Source organism: Pseudomonas oryzihabitans (assembly GCF_006384975.1).
Lineage (GTDB): Bacteria > Pseudomonadota > Gammaproteobacteria > Pseudomonadales > Pseudomonadaceae > Chryseomonas > Chryseomonas psychrotolerans_B.
Window position 1 is genome coordinate 3,407,948 of the sequence record NZ_CP021645.1, and the last position, 19,928, is coordinate 3,427,875.

At 65.0% G+C, this 19,928-nt stretch carries 17 protein-coding genes; 4 read left to right on the forward strand and 13 right to left on the reverse strand.

From position 1 onward, the window contains the following. Positions 1 to 5 precede the first annotated feature (5 nt). The gene (gene rpmG, locus CCZ28_RS15325; RefSeq protein ID WP_007159904.1) at positions 6 to 161 is read left to right on the forward strand and encodes a 50S ribosomal protein L33; all 156 of its coding nucleotides are present in this window, start codon (positions 6 to 8) and stop codon (positions 159 to 161) included. A gap of 105 nt (positions 162 to 266) precedes the next feature. Here rpmG and CCZ28_RS15330 read toward each other — a convergent pair whose 3' ends face one another. The 3 genes from CCZ28_RS15330 to CCZ28_RS15340 form a co-directional block, all read right to left on the reverse strand. Further along, complete coding sequence (locus CCZ28_RS15330; RefSeq protein WP_140219314.1) at positions 267 to 1,661, reverse strand: aminoacyl-tRNA deacylase and HDOD domain-containing protein; 1,395 nt, start codon at positions 1,659 to 1,661, stop codon at positions 267 to 269. 75 nt (positions 1,662 to 1,736) lie between these two features. After that, entirely contained in the window at positions 1,737 to 3,812 is a 2,076-nt protein-coding gene (recG, locus tag CCZ28_RS15335) for an ATP-dependent DNA helicase RecG (RefSeq protein WP_140219316.1), read from the reverse strand. After that, positions 3,809 to 4,741, reverse strand: a complete 933-nt coding sequence (locus CCZ28_RS15340; protein WP_058761670.1) for a hydrogen peroxide-inducible genes activator — start codon at positions 4,739 to 4,741, stop codon at positions 3,809 to 3,811. The genes recG and CCZ28_RS15340 overlap by 4 nt, the downstream gene beginning before the upstream one ends. A 153-nt stretch (positions 4,742 to 4,894) precedes the next feature. Here CCZ28_RS15340 and CCZ28_RS15345 point away from each other — a divergent pair, with 153 nt between their 5' ends. Beyond that, the gene (locus CCZ28_RS15345) at positions 4,895 to 5,740 is read left to right on the forward strand and encodes an NAD-dependent epimerase/dehydratase family protein (RefSeq protein ID WP_140219318.1); all 846 of its coding nucleotides are present in this window, start codon (positions 4,895 to 4,897) and stop codon (positions 5,738 to 5,740) included. A gap of 51 nt (positions 5,741 to 5,791) precedes the next feature. Here CCZ28_RS15345 and gltP read toward each other — a convergent pair whose 3' ends face one another. The 5 genes from gltP to CCZ28_RS15370 all read right to left on the reverse strand — a co-directional run bounded on the left by gltP (position 5,792) and on the right by CCZ28_RS15370 (position 11,700). Next, positions 5,792 to 7,144 carry a glutamate/aspartate:proton symporter GltP gene (gene gltP / locus CCZ28_RS15350; RefSeq protein WP_140219320.1) on the reverse strand — a complete coding sequence of 451 codons (1,353 nt, stop codon included), beginning with the start codon at positions 7,142 to 7,144 and terminating at the stop codon, positions 5,792 to 5,794. A 454-nt stretch (positions 7,145 to 7,598) separates the two neighbouring features. Then, a complete protein-coding gene (locus CCZ28_RS15355; protein WP_140219322.1) occupies positions 7,599 to 8,429 on the reverse strand; it encodes an aldo/keto reductase in 831 nt (276 codons plus the stop codon). Positions 8,430 to 8,499: 70 nt separating this feature from the next. Beyond that, the gene (locus tag CCZ28_RS15360) at positions 8,500 to 8,862 is read right to left on the reverse strand and encodes a hypothetical protein (protein ID WP_240795164.1); all 363 of its coding nucleotides are present in this window, start codon (positions 8,860 to 8,862) and stop codon (positions 8,500 to 8,502) included. Positions 8,863 to 9,006: 144 nt separating this feature from the next. Then, complete coding sequence (gene fdhA / locus CCZ28_RS15365) at positions 9,007 to 10,206, reverse strand: formaldehyde dehydrogenase, glutathione-independent (RefSeq protein ID WP_140219324.1); 1,200 nt, start codon at positions 10,204 to 10,206, stop codon at positions 9,007 to 9,009. 186 nt (positions 10,207 to 10,392) lie between these two features. Then, on the reverse strand, positions 10,393 to 11,700 hold the full coding sequence (locus CCZ28_RS15370; RefSeq protein WP_167509301.1) for an MFS transporter: 1,308 nt from the start codon (positions 11,698 to 11,700) through the stop codon (positions 10,393 to 10,395). Between the two features lie 486 nt (positions 11,701 to 12,186). On the opposite strand from CCZ28_RS15370, the gene CCZ28_RS15375 reads away from it, so the two are divergent. Continuing rightward, the gene (locus CCZ28_RS15375) at positions 12,187 to 12,588 is read left to right on the forward strand and encodes an acyl-CoA thioesterase (protein WP_140221365.1); all 402 of its coding nucleotides are present in this window, start codon (positions 12,187 to 12,189) and stop codon (positions 12,586 to 12,588) included. A gap of 15 nt (positions 12,589 to 12,603) precedes the next feature. Here CCZ28_RS15375 and CCZ28_RS15380 read toward each other — a convergent pair whose 3' ends face one another. Then, complete coding sequence (locus CCZ28_RS15380; RefSeq protein ID WP_437179227.1) at positions 12,604 to 13,812, reverse strand: aldose 1-epimerase family protein; 1,209 nt, start codon at positions 13,810 to 13,812, stop codon at positions 12,604 to 12,606. Positions 13,813 to 14,047: 235 nt separating this feature from the next. On the opposite strand from CCZ28_RS15380, the gene CCZ28_RS15385 reads away from it, so the two are divergent. Further along, on the forward strand, positions 14,048 to 14,488 hold the full coding sequence (locus CCZ28_RS15385) for a hypothetical protein (RefSeq protein WP_140219329.1): 441 nt from the start codon (positions 14,048 to 14,050) through the stop codon (positions 14,486 to 14,488). A 98-nt stretch (positions 14,489 to 14,586) separates the two neighbouring features. On the opposite strand, the gene CCZ28_RS15390 is transcribed toward CCZ28_RS15385, so the two are convergent. The 4 genes from CCZ28_RS15390 to CCZ28_RS15405 all read right to left on the reverse strand — a co-directional run bounded on the left by CCZ28_RS15390 (position 14,587) and on the right by CCZ28_RS15405 (position 19,886). Then, positions 14,587 to 15,270 carry a DUF2931 family protein gene (locus tag CCZ28_RS15390; RefSeq protein WP_140219331.1) on the reverse strand — a complete coding sequence of 228 codons (684 nt, stop codon included), beginning with the start codon at positions 15,268 to 15,270 and terminating at the stop codon, positions 14,587 to 14,589. After that, a complete protein-coding gene (locus CCZ28_RS15395; protein ID WP_140219333.1) occupies positions 15,267 to 17,153 on the reverse strand; it encodes a PAAR domain-containing protein in 1,887 nt (628 codons plus the stop codon). The genes CCZ28_RS15390 and CCZ28_RS15395 overlap by 4 nt, the downstream gene beginning before the upstream one ends. 177 nt (positions 17,154 to 17,330) lie before the next feature. Further along, positions 17,331 to 18,731, reverse strand: coding sequence for a sugar porter family MFS transporter (locus tag CCZ28_RS15400; protein ID WP_140219335.1), 1,401 nt, complete (start codon positions 18,729 to 18,731; stop codon positions 17,331 to 17,333). 102 nt (positions 18,732 to 18,833) lie between these two features. Next, positions 18,834 to 19,886, reverse strand: a complete 1,053-nt coding sequence (locus tag CCZ28_RS15405; protein WP_140219337.1) for an SMP-30/gluconolactonase/LRE family protein — start codon at positions 19,884 to 19,886, stop codon at positions 18,834 to 18,836. Positions 19,887 to 19,928 lie beyond the last annotated feature (42 nt).

A 19,928-nucleotide genomic window follows, 5' to 3' on the forward strand; every position in this document is an offset into this window, starting at 1 on the left:
TTGTCATGCGTGAATTGATCCGTTTGATTTCCAGTGCCGGCACCGGTCACTTCTACACCACTGACAAGAACAAGCGCACCAAGCCCGAAAAGATCGAAATCAAGAAATTCGATCCGGTCGTGCGCAAGCATGTCATGTACAAGGAAGGCAAGATCAAGTAATTGATCGCCCCTTGACGAAAAACCCGCCTCGGCGGGTTTTTTGTTGTCTGGCGTTTCACTGGTCACCGGCGGTGCGGCCTCGGCAGAGACCGCACCGCCCGGGGATCATTTGAACTGACCGGTGAGCTCGCGCAGGGCGGCTTCCGCGCCCAGGATCTTCTGCATGCATTCCTCGGCCTTGGCCGGATCGATGTTCAGGCGGGCATAGAGCTCATCGGGAATCGCCTGGGACGGGCCATTGCCGATGCCTTCGCGACGCAGCAACTGCACGGCGAGGAAAATCAGGTTCGGATAGACCGCATGTTCACCGCGGTACGCGGGATCGCCCTGGAAACGCAGCGCCGTCACCACTTCCTCGGGCATCTCCCAGCAGCGCATCAGGGCCGCGCCGATCTGTTCGCGGGTAATGCCCAGCAGGTGATGCTCGATCACCTGGTGATCGAGCTGACGGTTGGCTTCCAGATGGCGGCAGATCAGCGTGAAATGCGGCGGAAAAACATGTGCCAGCACCAGATAGCCGAAGTTGTGCAGCAGTCCACCCAGGTAGGCCAAGCCCATTTCCGGACGCTCCGCCCGCGGCATCGAGCGCGCCAGCCCTTCGATCAGGGCAGCGGTATAGATGGCCTTCTTCCAGTAGGGCGTTTCCTGCTGCGGCTGGTCGCTGGGCAGGCTGAGGGTCTTGCCCAGGGCCAGGCCGAGCGCCAGGTTGATCACCAGGTCGAAACCCAGCACTCGCACGATGGCGTCTTCCACCGAGCGGATCTTGCCGGGCGCGGCATAGTAGGGCGAGGCGGCCCAACTGATCACCTGGGCGGCCAGCGCCGGATCGGTCTCCACCACATTGGCCAGCTCATCCACGGTGGCCTCGGGATCGACGCGCAGCTTGATGACCTTTTCCGCGGTCCTGGACAGCGGCGGGATTTCCAGGGTCTCCTCCAGGCGCTGACGGATGCGCCGGGCGGTAAAGGCGGTGGCGGCATGCAGGATTTCCGCCTGGTCCCGATCGGGATGGCGCAGATTCGGCTGGATACCCACCGCGGGTATGCCGAAGCGGCCAGCGGTCGCCTGGCTCAGCAGGCGGCGATAGTCGGCGGTCTCCACCTCCAGCAGCAGCGAACGCTCGCCAGACTCCAGCAGCAACCGCGGCGCGTCGAGCAGACGTTCGTCATACAGGCAGGGCGAATTGGTCAGCGAGGGCAGCCCCGGCAAGACACCCAGCTCGTAGCGCTCGAGGGTCCGCATCAGCCGCTCCGAGGCCACCACCGTCAGCTCACGCCCAGTGAATTCCACCAGTCGCCGCAGGTCCAGCAATTGATCCTCGGGCAACAGCACCAGCAGCATGCCGACACTGTCGCTCAACAGCACCGTGTGCACTCGATTCGACTGCGGTTGTCGTTCCGGTACCGGTACCGGCCGATAGGCCAGACCCAGTTGGGCGAGCAGTTGCTGGATCGAAGGGGGTACCTCGGGAAGAGGCGAAGCGAGCGCTACATCGGTCATGGTGTATAAGTCCTCACGTACGCCTGGGAGTATAACCATTCGGCCTTGCCTGTATCGCCGTCTGTATAACCTTTGTCAAACCTGACCGTATTGCTGCCCATGGCGCAGCCAACGTTCCAGCAGCGGCCCGGCATGGCTCGGCCAGCGTGCCAGCAATTCCTGGGCGGCATCGCGCACCGCTGGCAGCCAATGGGCGTCGCGCATCAGATCGGCCACCTTGAATTGCAGCAGGCCGGTCTGGCGCGTGCCGAGCATCTCGCCGGGGCCGCGTAGCTCCAGATCCTTTTCGGCGATGATGAAGCCGTCATTGGTCTCGCGCATGATGGCCAGACGCTCCCGACCGATCTGCGACAGCGGCGGATGGAACAGCAGCACGCAATGGCTGACCGCACTACCCCGCCCGACCCGGCCGCGTAGCTGGTGCAACTGGGCCAGGCCCAGGCGTTCGGGATTCTCGATGATCATCAGGCTGGCGTTGGGGACGTCCACCCCCACCTCGATCACCGTGGTGGCCACCAGCAGCTGTAGGTTGCCAGCCTTGAACTCGGCCATCACCGCGGCCTTCTCCGCCGGCTTCATGCGCCCGTGGATCAGCCCGACGCGCAACTCGGCCAGGGCCAGCTGCAATTCCTCGTAGGTGGTCTCGGCGGCCTGGCAGGTGAGTTCCTCGGATTCCTCGATCAGGGTGCAGACCCAATAGGCCTGACGCCCCTCGTGGCAGGCCGCGCGCACCCGCTCCACCACTTCCTCGCGCCGGCTGTCGGTCACACTCACGGTATTGACCGGGGTGCGGCCTGGCGGCAGCTCGTCGAGCACCGAGGTGTCCAGGTCGGCATAGGCGCTCATGGCCAGGGTGCGCGGAATGGGCGTGGCGGTCATGATCAGCTGGTGCGGGGCCAGGCGGCCGTCGACGCCCTTCTGGCGCAGGGCCAGGCGCTGCTGCACGCCGAAGCGGTGCTGTTCGTCGATCACCACCAGCGCCAGCCGGGCGAAGCGGACCTCGTCCTGGAACAGCGCATGGGTGCCCACCACCATGGGCGCCCCGGCGGCGATGCGTTCGAGCGAGCTGGCGCGGGCCTTGCCCTTGAGCTTGCCGGCCAACCAGGCCACCTCGATGTCCAGGGCGGCGAACCAGCGCTGGAAGTTGAGGAAGTGCTGCTCGGCGAGGATCTCGGTGGGCGCCATCAGCGCCACCTGGTAGCCCGCCTCGATGGCCTGCAGGGCAGCCAGGGCGGCGACCACCGTCTTGCCCGCGCCCACGTCACCCTGTACCAGCCGCAACATGGGCTCGGCCTGGGCGAGGTCGTAGGCGATCTCGCGACCGACGCGCTGCTGGGCGCCGGTGGGGATGAAGCCGAGGTTGTCCAGGTAGCGCTGCGGCAGCCGCCGGGCCGCCGGCAGGGGCACGGCGCGCTGGGCGCGTAGGGTCTCGCGCAGCCGCTGCAGGGACAGCTGGTGGGTTAGCAACTCTTCGAAGACCAGCCGTTCCTGGGCCCAATGGCGGCCTTCGGCGAGTTCTTCGAGATCGGCATCCGGCGGCGGCCGGTGCAGATAGCGCAGCGCATCGGCCAGTGGGCCCAGGCGATAGTGCTCGGCCATCTCCGGCGGCAGCCAGTCCGGCAGCGATTCGGGCCCCAGCCGCTCCAGTGCCTGGCCGCTGAGCTGGCGTAGCCGTAGCTGGGTGAGGCCTTCGGTGGTCGGGTAGATGGGCGTCAGCGTCTGCTCGACCGGCGCCGGGGCGCTCTCGTCCTGGGCGCGGTACTCCGGGTGATAGATCTCCAGCCCCGAGGCGCCGGGGCGGACCTCACCGTAGCAGCGCAGCAGGGTGCCGCGCTTGAGGCCGTCCTTCTGCGCCTGGCTGAAGTGGAAGAATCTCAGTGATAGGGTGCCGCTGCCGTCCTGCAGCCGTACCAGCAGGCTGCGCCGGCGGCCCATGATCACCTCGGCGGAGGCGACCATGCCCTCCACCACCGCATCCTGGCCGGGCCGCAAGGCGCCGATGGGCACGATGCGAGTCCGGTCCTGGTAGCGCAACGGCAGGTGGAAGAGCACGTCCTGCAAGGTTTCCAGGCCGACCCGCGCGAGCTTTTCCTGCAGGGCGGCGCCTACCCCCTTGAGGGCGGTGACCGGCGTCGCGGCCAGCTCGTTCATGCCGGCTGTACGACGCCCTTGGCCTCAGGCCGCGCCACCGAGCACAGCCGGACCGAGTCGGCCAGCACCTCGATGGCCTTGGGCCGCGGAAAGCTGGCGCGCCAGGCGATGGCCACGGTGCGATAGGGCACCGGCCGCTCGAAAGGCCGCACCTCGATGATCCCCGGCGCATAGTGATGACTCTCCACCGCCGAGAACGGCAGCACCGAGACGCCCAGGCCAGAGGCGACCATGTGGCGGATGGTCTCCAGCGACGAGGATTCCACCGTGGAGTTCTTGTTCTCCTCGTGCTTGCGCACCGTCGGGCAGGCTTCGAGGACCTGGTCGCGGAAGCAGTGACCCTCGCCCAGCAGCAGCAGGCTCTTGTCGCTGAGCTGGTTCTGCGGGATGGCCTTGAGCTTGGTCCAGGGGTGCCGCGCCGGCATCATCACGTAGAAGGGTTCGTCGTACAGCGGCATGGTCAGGACATCCGGCTCGCTGAACGGCAGGGCCAGGATGACGGCGTCCAGTTCACCCGTGCGCAGCTTGTCGCGCAGTAGATGGGTGAAGTTTTCCTCGATGTACAGCGGCATCTCCGGCGCCACCCGGTTGAGTTGCGGGATGAGATGCGGGAAGAGATAGGGCCCGATGGTATAGATGGCACCGATCTTCAGTGGGGCGCTGAGCTGGTTCTTGCCAGCCTGGGCCAGTTCACGGATGCCCTGGGCCTGTTCCAGCACCTTTTGCGCCTGGGCGACGATGCCCTCGCCGGTGGGGGTCAGGCGCACGGCACTCTTGCTGCGCTCGAAGATCAGAATGCCCAGCTCGTCCTCGAGCTTCTTGACGCCGACCGACAGCGTCGGCTGGCTGACATGGCAACGCTCGGCGGCTCGGCCAAAGTGCTGTTCCTGGGCGAGCGTGACGATATAGCGCAGTTCAGTCAGGGTCATAGTCAAATTCCATGGATTGCCTGCCAATCTTAGCGGCTGTCTCTATCAACGGCCAAGCGCGACGGGTACGGGGCCGGCCTATAAGTTGGACCCCGGGTCCGCCCAAGCTACCCTGGCCGTCTGTCCAGGCCTTTTCTAGAGAAGGAAACACCGATGAGCACCATCCTGATCGCCGGTTGTGGCGATGTCGGCAGCCGCCTCGGCCTGCAACTGGTCGCCCAGGGTCACCGCGTCTTTGGCCTGAGGCGCAACGCCGCCGCCCTGCCCGCCGAATTGCTAGCTGTCGCGGGCGACCTGGCCGATCCCGAGCCGCCAGCGGCCTGGCCGCGTGAGCCCCTCGATCAGATAGTCTATGCCACCGCCGCGACCGACCATGACGAAGCCGGCTACCGCGCCGCCTACGTCGACGGCCTGCGCCATCTGCTGGGCTGGCTGGCCGCCTGCGACCAGCGTCCGCAGCGACTGCTGTTCGTCTCCAGCAGCGGCGTTTATGCCCAGCAGAACGGCGCCTGGATCGATGAAACCGCGCCGGCCCAACCCGAGCGCTTTTCCGGCCGCATCCTGCGCGAGGCGGAAGAGCTGGCGCTCGGCAGCGGGATTCCCGCCAGCGTGGTGCGGCTGACCGGCATCTATGGTCCCGGACGCGAGGCGCTGCTGCGCCAGGTCCGTGCGGGCTCCCGGGTGACTCGCCAGCCGCCGCTCTATGGCAATCGCATCCACGTCGAGGACGCCGCCGGCCTGCTGGCGCTGCTGCTGCAGCGGGATCGCGAAGGGGTCGCCCTGGAGGCTCTCTATCTGGGCGTGGACGATGACCCGGCCCCGCTGGACGAGGTGGTCGACTGGCTGCGTGCCCGCCTCGGCATCGACTTCTGGTCCGAGGACGCCGAGTTGCGCCGGGCCGGCAGCAAGAGATGCAGCAACGCCCGCGCCCGTGCCCTGGGCTGGGTGCCCCGCTACCCCAGCTATCGCGAGGGCTACGCGGCGATTCTCGCGGGCTGAAACGACAGAGCCCGGCACGGGGCCGGGCTCTGCTCTCAGCGAGTTGCCTGCTCAGTCGCGCAGCGCATCGCCACGGGTGGCCTGCGGGCGTTCCTCGATCTTGGCGCCACCGCTCTTGAGGTGCGGCAGGGCCGCCCAGTAGGCAGCGCCCTTCTCGGCGTCGTACAGCCCTTCCCATTTGGCGATGACCAGCGCGGCCAGGGCGTTGCCGATCACGTTCAGCGCGGTACGCGCCATGTCCATGATGCGATCCACCCCGGCGATGAAGGCCAGGCCTTCCAGCGGGATGCCGACGCTGCCCAGAGTGGCCAGCAGCACCACGAAGGACACGCCCGGCACGCCGGCGATGCCCTTGGAGGTGACCATCAGGGTCAGCACCAGCAGCAATTGCTGGCCGAGCGACAGGTCGATGCCATAAAGCTGAGCGATGAACAGCGCCGCGATGCTCTGGTAGAGGGTGGAGCCGTCGAGGTTGAAGGAGTAGCCGGTGGGCACCACGAAGCTGGTGATGGCCTTGGGCGCGCCGTAGGCCTCCATCTTCTCGATGATGCGCGGCAACACGGTTTCCGAGCTGGCGGTGGAATAGGCCAGGATCAGCTCGTCCTTGAGGATGCGGATGATGCGGAAGATCGAGAAGCCGAACAGCTTGGCCACCAGCCCCAGCACACCGAGGGCGAAGAAGCCGATGGCGACGTAGACCAGCACCACCAGCTTGGCCAGCGGCAGCAGGGAGGCGAAGCCGAAGTTGGCCACGGTCACCGCGATCAGGGCGAAGACGCCGATGGGCGCGTAGTTCATGATCATGTGAGTGACCTTGAACATGGCCTCGGAGATGCCCTGGAAGACCCGCACAACCGGTTCCCGGGTGGCTTCCGGCAGGGCGCCCAGGCCCAGACCGAACATCACGGCGAAGAAGATGATCGGCAGCATCTCGCCACGGGCCACGGCGGCGAAGACATTGGAGGGAATCAGGTTGAGGATGGTCGCGATGAAGGCATGGTCATGCTGCACTTCCGCGGTGGTCTTCTGGTACTGGGAGATGTCGGTGGTACCCAGGGTGCTCATGTCGATGCCGGCACCGGGCTGCACGCTGTCGGCGAAGAACAGGCCGACGACGATGGCCAGGGTGGTGACGATCTCGAAGTAGAGGATGGTCTTGAGCCCGATGCGGCCCAGCTTCTTGGAGTCGCCGACGCCGGCGATACCGACCACCAGGGTGGCGATGACGATGGGCACCACGATCATCTTGATCAGCCGGATGAAGATGTCACCCGCTGGCTTGAGAACGTTCGAGATCCACCAGGCCTTCTCGGCACTGAAGTGATTGAGCAGTGCGCCGACGGCGATCCCCAGCACGAGGCCGATGAGGATCTGCCAGGCGAGGCTGAGCTTGGGCTTGGTCATGTACCGACACCTTTGTTCTAGTTGCTTGAGTTCGGGACGAACGTCACCGCGCCGGTACGAGATGCGCGAAACGCATGCAATGCCGGCTGAGGGTCTTCGTTCAGGCTGCGGAAACGGCGCTCGAAAAGGACGAGGAGCGCCAAAGCGCCACACCTTTTGCCAGAGCGTTAGCCGACGTGTCTAATGCCGCTGTCGCCTGCCCTATGCCGATCCGGCATGGGGCGTCCCGAAAGGGCCGCGCAGCATACAGGCTCTGGCGCCTTGCGCGCCAGGCATACAGAGGCGCCGCTCATCGCGGCGCCTCAGAACCTGTTCAAAGGCTCGCGAGCTAGAGCCAAACAAGGCGAAAAGATCTGAGGAAGCGGAGTTTACGAATGGTAAATGAGCATTCCGAAGGTCTTTTCAACGCCGTTTGGCCGACGCGCAGCAGACTTTGAGCAGGTTCTCAGGCCGCTCAGCCGTTGAAAGTGGCCGGATCAGGACCTAGACGCTTGTCTTGGTTCAGACCAGCGATCTGGCGCAGGTCATCCTCATCCAGGGCGAAGTCGAAGATCTGCATGTTTTCTTCGATGCGCTTGGGCGTCTTGGATTTGGGGAAGATGATGTTGCCGAGCTGGATATGCCAGCGCAGCACCACCTGGGCCGGCGTCTTGCCGTGCTTGGCCGCCAATTGCTGCAGTACTGGGCTACCCAGCAGCTCGCCACCCTGGGCCAGCGGGCTCCAGGCCTCGGTGGCGATGCCCTTGTAGGTATTGAACTCGCGCAACTCCTGTTGCTGCAGCAACGGATGGCACTCGATCTGGTTGACCACCGGTACCACGCCGGTCTCGGTGAGCAGGGTCTCGATATCGTCCTGGCGGAAGTTGGAGACACCGATGGACTTCACCCGGCCCTGGTTGCGCAACTCGATCAGGGCTTTCCAGCTGTCGAGAAACAGGCCCTTTTCCGGCAGCGGCCAGTGGATCAGGTAGAGATCGACATACTCCAGGCCCAGCTTGGCCAGGCTGGTATCGAAGGCGCGCAGGGCACTGTCGTAGCCCTGGTCGGCATTCCATAGCTTGGTGGTGACGAACAGCTCGTCACGCGGCAGACCGGCCTGGGCGATGGCCTGGCCGACGCCCTCTTCGTTGCCGTAGATGGCCGCGGTATCGATGTGGCGATAGCCCAGGTCGAGGGCGGTCTTGACCACCTGGGCCGTCTCTTCGGCGGGGGTCTGCCAGACGCCCAGGCCGAATTGCGGAATATGGTGACCGTCGTTGAGCTGAAGACGGGTGATCGCGGACATGCGTCGCTCCTCTGGAATGTATGGACGTCAGAGATGTGACTGATGGAGATGGCCTTTTGCTCCCGAGCCGCTAGTCCAGACGCATGGCTTCGGGCACCCGATAGCTTTCCACCCAGCCCAATACGGTATGACCGTCCTGCTGGAACTCCACGCGCTTCCAACGCTGGAAGGAACGGGTCTCGATCACCCGTATCTGGGTATCGCCGTCCAGGCGCACCAAGGTGTTGCGCGCACGCTCGCGATTGCGGTCGTAGACGAAGGGCCACTTGAGCACATCGACCGGCCCGCGCAGCAACCAGCCTTGCCCTTCTTCGGCGAAGCGAAAGGAGACGCCCCCCTCGGCGCGGGCGACGTTACTGCCGAGCAGTAACAGCAGTGCCATGAGCAACGATGGGACGATGCGAGAGACGGTGGAAAGGACATTCGGAGTCATGCAGGCCTCGTTCGTGGCACCGGGGAAAAGCAGCGTCCGGACGGACGCTGCGGGGATAGACCCTGCGGTGCGCTAAACGACTGCATGGCTCGCCCGAGAAATGCCAAATAGCCAGCATTCCAGGCGAAACAATTAGCGCAGTGCTTAAGCGGCGCTGAACAGCCGGTGCGGATCGATGACGAATTTCTTCGGTACGCCCGAATCGAATTCGCTGTAGCCGCGGGGGGCCTCGTCCAGGGTGATCACCTGCACGCCGACGATGTCGGCGATCTTGATGCGATCCCACATGATCGCCTGCATCAGCTGGCGGTTGTACTTCATCACCGGGGTCTGGCCGGTGTGGAAGCTGTGGGACTTGGCCCAGCCCAGGCCGAAGCGGATGCTCAGGGCGCCCTGCTTGGCGGCGGCGTCGACCGCGCCCGGATCGTCGGTGACGTACAGGCCGGGGATACCGATCTTGCCAGCCACCCGCACGATGCCCATCAGCGAGTTCAGCACGGTGGCCGGCGCCTCGCTCTTGGCACCCTCGTGACCATGGCCACGGGCCTCGAAGCCGACGGCGTCGACCGCGCAATCCACTTCCGGGGTGCCCAGCAGCGCGGCGATCTGTTCGTGCAGCGGGGTGTCCTGGGACAGGTCGGCGATCTCGAAGCCCTGGGCCTTGGCGTGGGCCAGGCGTACCGGGTTGACGTCGCCGACGATGACCACGGCAGCCCCCAGCAGGCGGGCGGAAGCGGCGGCGGCTAGACCGACTGGACCGGCGCCGGCGATGTAGACGCTGGTGCCCGGGCCGACGCCAGCGGTGACGGCGCCGTGGTAGCCGGTGGGCAGGATGTCGGACAGGCAGGTCAGGTCGCGGATCTTCTCCATGGCCGCGTCGCGGTTCGGCAGCTTGAGCAGGTTGAAGTCGGCATAGGGGACCAGCACGTACTCGGCCTGGCCACCGACCCAACCGCCCATGTCGACGTAGCCATAGGCACCGCCGGCACGCGAGGGGTTCACGGTGAGGCAGACACCGGTGTCCTGCTCTTTACAGGTGCGGCAGCGACCGCAGGCGACGTTGAAGGGTACCGAGACCAGATCGCCGACCTTGAGGGTTTCGACGTCGCGACCCGCTTCGATCACCTCGCCGGTGATCTCGTGGCCGAGTACCAGGCCTTCGGGAGCCGTGGTCCGGCCACGCACCATGTGCTGGTCGGAACCGCAGATGTTGGTGGAGACCACGCGCAGGATCACGCCATGGTCGATACGCTTGCCTTGCGGGGTTTCCATCTTCGGATAGGGAATGGTCTGCACCTCGACCTTGCCCGCACCCAGATAGACGACGCCACGATTGCCGGACATGTTGCACCTCGCTGTTATTGTTGGAATAGCCGTTCGAGACTAGTCCTCGCGAGGCGAGACGTCTGTGGGGATGGCGTTTTTGGCGATGTCGAGGTCGTCCTGACAGGCCGTCCTCACAGGCCGTCCTGACAGATCGTCTTGGCAGAACCCGCCACGCCGCCGGTATCGGCGACGTGGCAACGGCGATCAGGCAGTCGCCAGGGCGGCGGCGCGGCGTTCGCGGCCGAGCAGGTAGAAGCCGACACCCACGCCCAGCAGGGCCAGCCCCGTGACGTACCAGGCCGGACCCAGCGGATGCTGCTTGAGCATCAGGGTGACGACCATGGGCGTCAGGCCGCCGAAGATGGCGTAGGCGACGTTGTAGGAGAACGACAGGCCCGAGAAGCGCACCTTGGGCGGAAAGGCCAGCACCATCACCCGCGGCACGCCGCCGATGACACCGACCGCCCCGCCCGCCAGGGCATAGAGCGGGAACAGCCACTCCGGATGGGTCTTGAGGCCCGCGTACAGGGCCCAACTGGCCACCGCCAGGATCAGGCCACCGACGATGAACACCGGACCGCTGCCGAAACGGTCGGACAGCGCACCGGAGAGGATGCAGCCGAGGGTCAGGAAGACGATGGCCAGGCTGTTGGCCTTGAGCGCCAAGGCCGCGGAGAAGCCGTACTGGGTCTGCAGCAGGGTCGGGGTCATGAGGATGACCACGACGATGCCGGCGGTGAGCATCCAGGTCAGCAGCATGGACAGCACCACGCTGCCGGGATGGTCGCGCAGCACGGCCTTGAGCGGCACCTCTTCGGCCAGCGACTTGTGGATCGCCAGTTCGGCGAACACCGGCGTCTCGTGCAGCCAGCGCCGCAGGTAGACCGAGAACAGCCCGAAGACGCCGCCGATCAGGAAGGGGAAGCGCCAGGCGTAGTCGGCCACTTCCAGCGGGGTGAAGAGGGTGTTGATCAGGGTCGCCATCAGCGAGCCGAGCAGGATGCCGAAGGTCAGACCCGCGGTGAGGGTGCCGCAGGCATAGCCGACGTGCTTGCCGGGGACGTGCTCGGAGACGAACACCCAGGCACCGGGTACCTCGCCGCCGATGGCCGCGCCCTGGATGATGCGCAGCACCAGCAGCAGGATGGGGGCGGCCACGCCGATCTGGGCGTAGGTGGGCATCAGGCCCATGCCCAGGGTCGGCAGCGCCATCATGAAGATGCTCAGGGTGAACATCTTCTTGCGGCCGAGCAGGTCGCCGAAGTGCGCCATGACGATGCCGCCCAGGGGCCGCGCCAGGTAGCCGGCGGCGAAGATGCCGAAGGTCTGCATCTGCCGCAGCCACTCGGGCATGTCGGTGGGAAAGAACAGTTTTCCCACCACCGCGGCGAAGAAGACGAAGATGACGAAGTCGTAGAATTCCAGCGCACCGCCCAGGGCGGACAACGACAAGGTCTTGTAGTCGCTACGGCCCAGGGGGCGCGACGTGAGGGGCGCGGAGGCGGATTGCAGTTTCATCGGAGATCCCGGATAAAAAGAGGAGCGCAAAAGGAATTCGGCCTCTGGCATCCCTCCGGGTGTAGCGGACAAGACGCGGCCCCGAGTGACCTTCCGCTTGGGACGGAAAGGTGAGGATCGGGCGGGTCGCTGGGTAGGCGCCGGACCTGCGCGGCGCCGCACGCACTCTTGTGGAGCTCTGCGACAGCAGGTCGACCGATCATTACTGGATCACCGGACGTACGCGGCCCTCTGGATTGCCTGGCCGGTCACGGACCTCACGATAGCAAATCTGCAAGGAATTTCCGCTATTCATTCAGTGCACATTCAGCTGTTATCGACCACTTTCCCTATTTTTCTGGGTGCGAAAGCGGTCGAGCGGCTCTGAGCCAGGCGTTATACTGTAGCTCCCTAACGATCCCGCCCCAGGGATTGGCAGCATTCTTGCGTCTTAATGCTGAACGTTACCTACCTATCCGGGCTCCCGAGGGCCCTGTCATGATCGAAGAGCTCGAACAAGAAGATCCCATCCCCCAGGGCGACCTGGCCATGCAGATCACCGCCCTGCCCCGGGAAACCAATGGTTTCGGCGACATCTACGGTGGCTGGCTGGTGGCCCAGATGGACCTCGCCGGCAGCGCCATGGCCAGTCGCCTGGCCGCCGGACGCGTCGCCACCGTGGCCATCGACCGCATGACCTTCATGACCCCGGTGCCCGTGGGCGCACAGCTCTCCTTCTACACCAACACCCTGGAGATCGGCCGCAGCTCCATCCAGATCCTCATCGAGGTCTGGAGCGACGACCCGTTGTCCAGCGAGTGGCGCAAGGTGACCGAAGCGGTGTTCGTCTTCGTCGCCATCGACGGTAGCGGGCGCACCCGTCCGGTACCGGCGCGGCGCTAGGCGCACGCAAAGGACCTAGGGGCCGGACACCAGCGGCGTTTCCCTGACCTTCGTCGGCCGTCCGTGCTGGATGGCGTCGACCTGGCGTAGCGCCTGCTGGACGGCCGCCGCGGTGGGCAACAGGCGGTATTCGAGGGTGAAGTCGCGGCTGCCACCGGCCTCGATACGGGGTACCAGGCCCAGGGCGCGCTGCTGGCTGCGGTTGTAGGAAAAGCTGGTGCCCGGCGCCAGGCCGGTGACGTAGCCCTGTGCCTTGCCATCGGTATTCTTCCACAGGGTGAAGACTGGCAATTCGTGCACATTGAACGCCAGGGCCACGCCCTGGTGGGCACTGCGGTCGTGCAGCACCGCCAGGCTGTGTCCTTGATCGTCGCTCCAGGGATAGAGGTTGTAGAGTGTCTCGCCATAGCCTGGCGTCGGTGCGCGATAGCCCTGCCATTCCGCCAGTTCGCTACGCGCCCGCGCGTCGAAGGGCGACACCTCGCGCACCGGGGCGGCGAAGCGTGCGCCCTCGCCGAGCAGTGGCGGCCCGAAGTTGCTGAGATAGAGCACCTGATACTCGGCGGCATGGTCGCTCTGGTTGGTCAGGCGGTCGTGCAGGGTGAAGCTCGTGGCCCCGGCATGGGTGACCAGTTCGGTGTCGATGCGGAAGTCGGCCTGCTTGAAGGCCTCCTCGTACAAGACGCCCTTGAGGCCGATGCGATGGGGCGGCTGCTCATCGATGGTGAGCACCACCTGGCTCGCCGGCAGGTAGCTGGCACGACCCTGCAGGGTGAGCGGTTGGCCGCGGTCCATGCCCGGCTGGCCGACCCACTCGAAGCCGGCGCGGGCCACCCATTCGTTGAAGCCTTCCAGCCAGCCCCGACCGCCACGGCTCTCCAGATTGACGAAGGTCGGGTTGACCACCTCGCGCACGGGCGAGTCCCAGCCCAGCCGCAGGGTCCCGGCCTGGGCGCGCAGGACATTCATGCCACGGGTGGCGACCACGGTGATCTGCAAGGCCCCGGTGTCGATCTCGATCAGCACCGAGCCCTCCTGGCGTCCGCCGCTCAGGCGGTGCATCCCGACGGTGAAGGCCAGGCCGTCGCGAATACCCAGCCGATCACTGCTGATGCTCCAGTTCTGTACCGGCTTGTCCGGGGCGATGAGGGTGTATTCCCAGGCCGAAGCCGTGGCGCTGACGAGGAGCAGGAGACAGCCAGACAGCAGACGGGCATGGCGGATCATGGAGTCCCCTTGGCGCATCGGTCACCTTGAGTCTAGACCACTGCAACCGGGGTTGCAGCCCTTTGCCCAGGTGCCATGAACTCCGGATGACACGTCTTTCGCGTATAGGTTTCTTCAGCGAAATCAAAGGAATGAGTAAAGGCAACCTTTACCATTCAAACGACCGTTTGGTGCTTGCCAGGGCAGACGTTTTTGCCGAGGATCGGCTCGTCTCTACCACGGAGTGGACTCCATGAAACCTTCAGCCCTGTTCTTGTTGCTAGCCCTGGCGGGCGTTGCCCCGGCTTATGCGGGCAATACCGAAGCCGGACTCGGTGGCGCCGTGGGCGGCGTGCTCGGTACGCTGGTCGGCCAACAGGTCGGCGGCAGCACCGGCGCGGCCATCGGTGCCGGCGTGGGTGGTGCAGCAGGTGGTGTACTGGGCGCGGATCGGCGCAATCGTACCGAGGCGGCCATTGGCGGCGGCCTGGGCGCGGCGGGTGGCAACGTGATCGGTAACCGCGTGGGCGGCAGCACCGGCGGCCTGGTTGGCGCGGCCCTGGGCGGTGGCGCCGGTGGTGCCCTGGGTAACAGCCTGGGCGATGACGGTCGCGACGATCGCCGCTATCGGGGCGACCATCCCGGCAAGGGTTGGAAGCACGCCAAGCACAGACACAAGCACTGGCACCGCTAAGGAAAACGCCCGGCACTGCCGGGCGTTTTCGTTTCCGGAGCCGGGCCGCCTACGGCGGCGACCTTGGAGGAGATCAGGAGCCAGCAGGCGCCAATCCCTCAAGGCCCCACGGTGGCATAGGGGATAGGCGCCCACCAACTGCCGTAGGGCACGCCGTACTTGTCGACATAGGCCTTCACCACCGGCGACAGCGGGCGGTACTTGCCGCCGGACTGCCCTCCATAGGGCCCCTTGGGTTCGATCTCGGCCTGGAGGGTCAGGACTTCGATGGGGTCCAGGCAGGGGCCTTTTATCCATACCTTGACGACTCCGCCTGGCGCTAAGCCGACGGTGAGAGACTCGCGGTAATCGAACGTGCGACCGCTCGGGCACTTGGCGGGAAGGCGTTCGACCATCTTCTTTCGCGCCCAGTCAGGAATGGTAAAGAGCGCATGATAGGTCTGCGGTTCGACCATTGATTGCCAACGTAGCGAGACGACATAAGGCAGGTCCAGGCCGGTCAAGTAGCGTCCCTTGCCCGACCCGATTCTTTCTGGCCACCCATTCGCACGTATCGCCAGGTTTTCAGGCTTGCCATAGGACACAACCCCACCCATGGCATTGGGAAATATACGTCCGCTGTTGTCGCCTATATTGACCTGCTCCAGCCAAACCTCCATGTAATTGGGCGCCAGAAAGCCAAGGTACCAGGCGTCATAGGGCAACTTAGGCTTGGTCGTAGCGCTGGATTGGCAAGCCGCCAGGCCAACAGTCAGGGCGAGCAACAGCAGCCAGCGGCTCATCGGGAATACCCCGCTTGCAGGCGATTGGGATAGACGTTGCGACGACCATCGAGCGTAGGGCCATCGACGAAGACGGCCGCCACATTACCCAGACCGCTGCCAATCCGCGCATTCCAGTGCGCCGAACGATGCACGTAGCGGCTCAGCAGCAGGCGGGCTTCGGCTTGGTCGACCGTTAGTGGCCCACCCAGGGCACGGGCTTCTAGCTTGGTGGCTATCGGTCGTAGCTCCTCAGGCAGGCGCAATCCCGGGTCCTCGTCATCAATGGCTGTTAAAGGAACATCCTGGGTACTGGCCAGACGATGCATCACGCGCAGGTACACTAGGGATAATTCCCCACGCACCTTCCGATCCAAGCGTATCGCGGCGAAGACCTCGGATTCCGGAAGGTCGCCACGGGTGCGTGGAATTTCGATGCGCCAAGTGTCGATGCTCAGTTTAGTAGTGGCAGGATCGAACCAGGGCTCCTGCTGTAGCTGAGCCAGATCCAGCTCGGCCTGGCGATAGCTCCAAGCCGCGTGGCTATCGGTGCCGTAGCGCTCGCGCGAGGCGAGCGGCCGGGTCAGCAGCAAGCGCTCCTGCATTTCAGGTGGATAGCCGCCGCCCAGGTCGGCATGGACGCCTGGCAGGGTGATTTCCTCATGCTCGGGTGCCACGCTGGTCAGGGCGAAGTTTCGGCGGTATTCGTAGCCGGCGGCCAATTGCACCACCTTGCGCGCGCACCCGACTGGTAGATAGAGGTTGAGTCCGGGATTGGAGGCATTAGCTGGGCTGAAATCGCCTCGCAACGGATCGGCCACTGCCGCCACGGTATCGAATAGGCCGATGAAATTGAGCGTCACCTTGGCGCGCCGCCAGGCAAAGCAAGGTGCTAGCCCTGTAGCCGCGACGCCACCATCTGCCTTCAATACCTCGTTGGCGAAATGGCGTGCCGCAGCCGCGCCTCGGCTGAAGCCGAAGAGATCGAACTCGACCGCTTCGACGATAAGCTCCGGGTTGCTTAAACGAAATTCGTCGTAGCGTTTTGAGAACTCTGCTGGGAACGTCTGAACGCACGCTAGAACGCCACTGGAGCCTAAACCGGTTCCCATGGACAGGAGGCTATCCGGCTGGCCGGCACGTGTACCGATGCCTTCTATATAGACCGAAATACTGGATCTGACTTCACTTCTATCAAGCTTTCGGTCCACGTCGCTGTCGTACAGCCGATACAACCGCGCGATATTCGTCTCCGCATTGGCATAGCTGCTGTCGGTGTTCAGCATGAACTTATCGCAGTGCCGGGCGATGCTCCTGGCCTGGTCTTCACGGAAGCCCTGCTCCTCCGCCCGGCAGGCGGCGCCAGTGGCGGCGTTGAAGAGGTTGTTGCCGGTGCCATCGAAGAAGACGCCGATACGCAGGGTGATGCGCTGCTGCACAGAGCGCTCGGACTCGTGAGTCGGCTGCTCTTGACTCGACGCAGCACCGACCGGTTGACTGGAAGAATGGCCCGGCACCGGTCGCTCCCGACTGCGCAGGCCGAGGGGCGCGCCCCGTCCGGGTGTTGGCTGGGTGACGTCTCCCTGGGAAGCGCAGGCGCCGTTTGCCGCGCCAGCAGTGCTCGCCCCTCCGCCATTCATGCCGATGATGACGGTCCCCGTGCCGCCGATCACCACTCCGCCATGGCTGGTGACGCTACCGAGCACTGCCGCCGGCTTGCCGTTGATGAGGACGTTGGGGATGACGGCCGCACTCAATGCCGCGCCACAGGCACAGGCGTGGCCCAGGGTCGCAGCCGGCAGGCCGTCGAAGAAGACGTTGGACGAGCCCTGGACCAGGGCGGTGGTACCGCATTTGGGGCAGGCGACGGGGTCGCCCAGGCGTGCAGCGGGTTTTCCAGACATGACCGATCTCCCTATCGGCAACTACAGGTCTGGGAAAATGCCGCAGGAAAGGCTCTGGGACAAGGCTTTCAGCTGGGTTTGCGCCTGTCATCACAAAACGCGGGCAGCGCAGCGGACGCATCGCCACCGCACATGAAAACGCCCGGCAGTGCCGGGCGTTTGCCTTTCACTTGAGCCTTACTGGCCCAGGTCGCGCAGGCGCTTGCCCTGCATCAGGTTGCGCTCGATGCGTTCCAGGGTGACGCCCTTGGTTTCCGGCACCAGCCAGAACACCAGGAAGATGAACACCACGTTCAATCCGGCATAGATCCAGAAGGTGGTGCCCTGGCCCAGGGTGCCCAGCATGGTCAGGAAGGTGGCGCCGACGATCATGTTGGCGATCCAGTTGGTGAAGGTGGAGCAGCCGATGCCGAAGTCGCGGCCCTTGAGTGGCTGGACTTCCGAGCACAGGGTCCAGATCAGCGGACCGGCCGACATGGCGAAGCCGACGATGAAGATCAGCAGCATGACCACGGTGAAGGTCTGCTGGCCATGGCTCAGGTTGCCCATGCCGAGCATGGTGCCAACCACGCCCAGGCCCACGGCCATGACCACGAAGCCGGTGTAGAGGATGGGTTTGCGGCCCCACTTGTCGACCAGGAAGATGGCGATGAAGGTGGCCAGCACGTTGGTCAGGCCGACCGCGGCGGTGAACCACATCTGGGCGGCGGTATCGTAGCCCATGCCTTCGAAGATGCGCGGCGCGTAGTACATCACCACGTTCATGCCGGTGAATTGCTGCACCACCTGCAAGAGCACGCCCAGGCCCACCGAGCGGCGGAAATTGGGGTTTTCCTTGAACAGCGACCAGCCCTTCTGCGGCACCTTGAGCTGCTCTTCGATTTCCGCGACTTCCTGCTGGATGACCTTTTCGTCACCGCGCAGCCGGTGCAGGACCTTGATGGCCTCCTCCTTGCGGCCGGCCATGATCAGCCAGCGCGGACTGTCCGGCAGGGCGAAGACGCCGAGCAGGAACAGCACCCCGGGGATGGCGATGATGCCGAGCATCCAACGCCAGGCTTCGTAATAGCTGAAGGCGGTATTGGACAGGAAGGCGAGCAGGATGCCGGCGGTGATCATCAGTTGGTACAGCGAGATCATCGAACCGCGGATGTTTTCCGGCGCGACCTCGGCCAGGTACAGCGGCGCGGTGAAGGAGGCGATGCCGATGGCCAGGCCCAGCAGGAAGCGGGCGAAGATCAGCATGGTCGGCGAAGTCGCCAGGCCACACAGCACCGAACCGACCACGAACAGCACGGCACCCAGCATCAGGGATTTCTTGCGGCCCAGCTTGGCCGACAGCGAACCCGCGCCCAGGGCACCCAGGGCGGCACCCGCCATCATGCTGGAGACGATCCATTCGATCACCTGGTCGGAGATCTGGAATTCCTTCTGGATGAACTGGGTGGCGCCGGAGATCACACCGATGTCGAGACCGAACATCAGACCGGCCAGGGCGGCCATCAGGCAGGCGAAGATGGCCTTGGGTTGAGCCTTCTCGGTGACATGGCCATCGGCCGTCGTAGTGGTACTGCTCATGGGGCACTCCTCTCTCGCCTCGTGGGCGATCTTGTTGTCGCGGTGGTTCCGTTTCCGTTTGTTACAGACCTAGCTAACGATTCTTGGTTCGCGGCAGGCCGCTTACCAGAGCCGTGCCGGCTGGGCATTCACATAGGTGGCATAGAGCGAGCCTCCGCCGGTGATGAACAGGCGGTTGCGCTTGAGCCCGCCGAATTCGACGTTGGAGACGGTTTCCGGGAGGTGCAGAGTGGCCAGCGGCTGGCCGTTCGGATTGAATACCCGCACGCTGTTCTGCTCGGCATTACCGGCCCAGCTGCACCAGAGATTGCCGTCGCTGTCGACGCGAAAACCATCGATCACGCCCTGGTCCTTGGCGTCGATCAGCACCTCGCCGCCGCCCAGGGTGCCGTCGTCCTTCACGCTGAACGCCCGGACGTGATTGGGCTTGCCGGGATTGCCGCCACCGGCGGTGTCGCTGATGTAGAGGCGCTTGCCGTCGGGGGCGAAGGCCAGGCCATTGGGACGGCCGAAGTCGCCCACCGCCACCGTGGCACTGCCCTGGGGATCGATGCGATAGACGTTGGTGGGCAGCTCGAACTCGGCCTGGTGGCCTTCGTAGGCACCGAGGATGCCGTAGCCCGGATCGGTGAACCAGATGGCGCCATCGGCGGAGACCACCACGTCGTTGGGCGCGTTCAGCGGCTTGCCATCGAAGCGGTCGAGCAGCACGGTGACACTGCCGTCGTGCTCGCGGCGGGTGACGCGGCGGGTGTCATGCTCGCAACTGAGCAGCCGGCCCTCGCGGTCGCGGGTATGGCCGTTGGCGTTGTGCGACTGGTCGTCGTAGACGCTGACGTGGCCATCGTCGGCGCTCCAGCGCATCACCCGGGCATTGGGGATGTCGCTGAACAGCAGGCAGCGCCAGTCGGCCATCCACACCGGGCCTTCGGTCCACAGACCGCCCGACCAGAGTCGTTCGACGAAGGCATTGCCCAGGCGCCCCTTGAAGGCCGCATCGTGGATCTCCCAGGCGGGATCGGGCATGACGATGGGCGGCTTGCCCTCCCAGTTACGGGTGAGACCGAACTTGTCTTCGGCCAGGGCGCGGCTGGCGACCAGGCCGGCCGAGGCGGCCAGGGAAACACCGAGGAAGGTGCGACGGGCGAGAGGCATGGAGAGACTCCTTTGTTGTCGTTATGAGCACGGCAAGGCCGG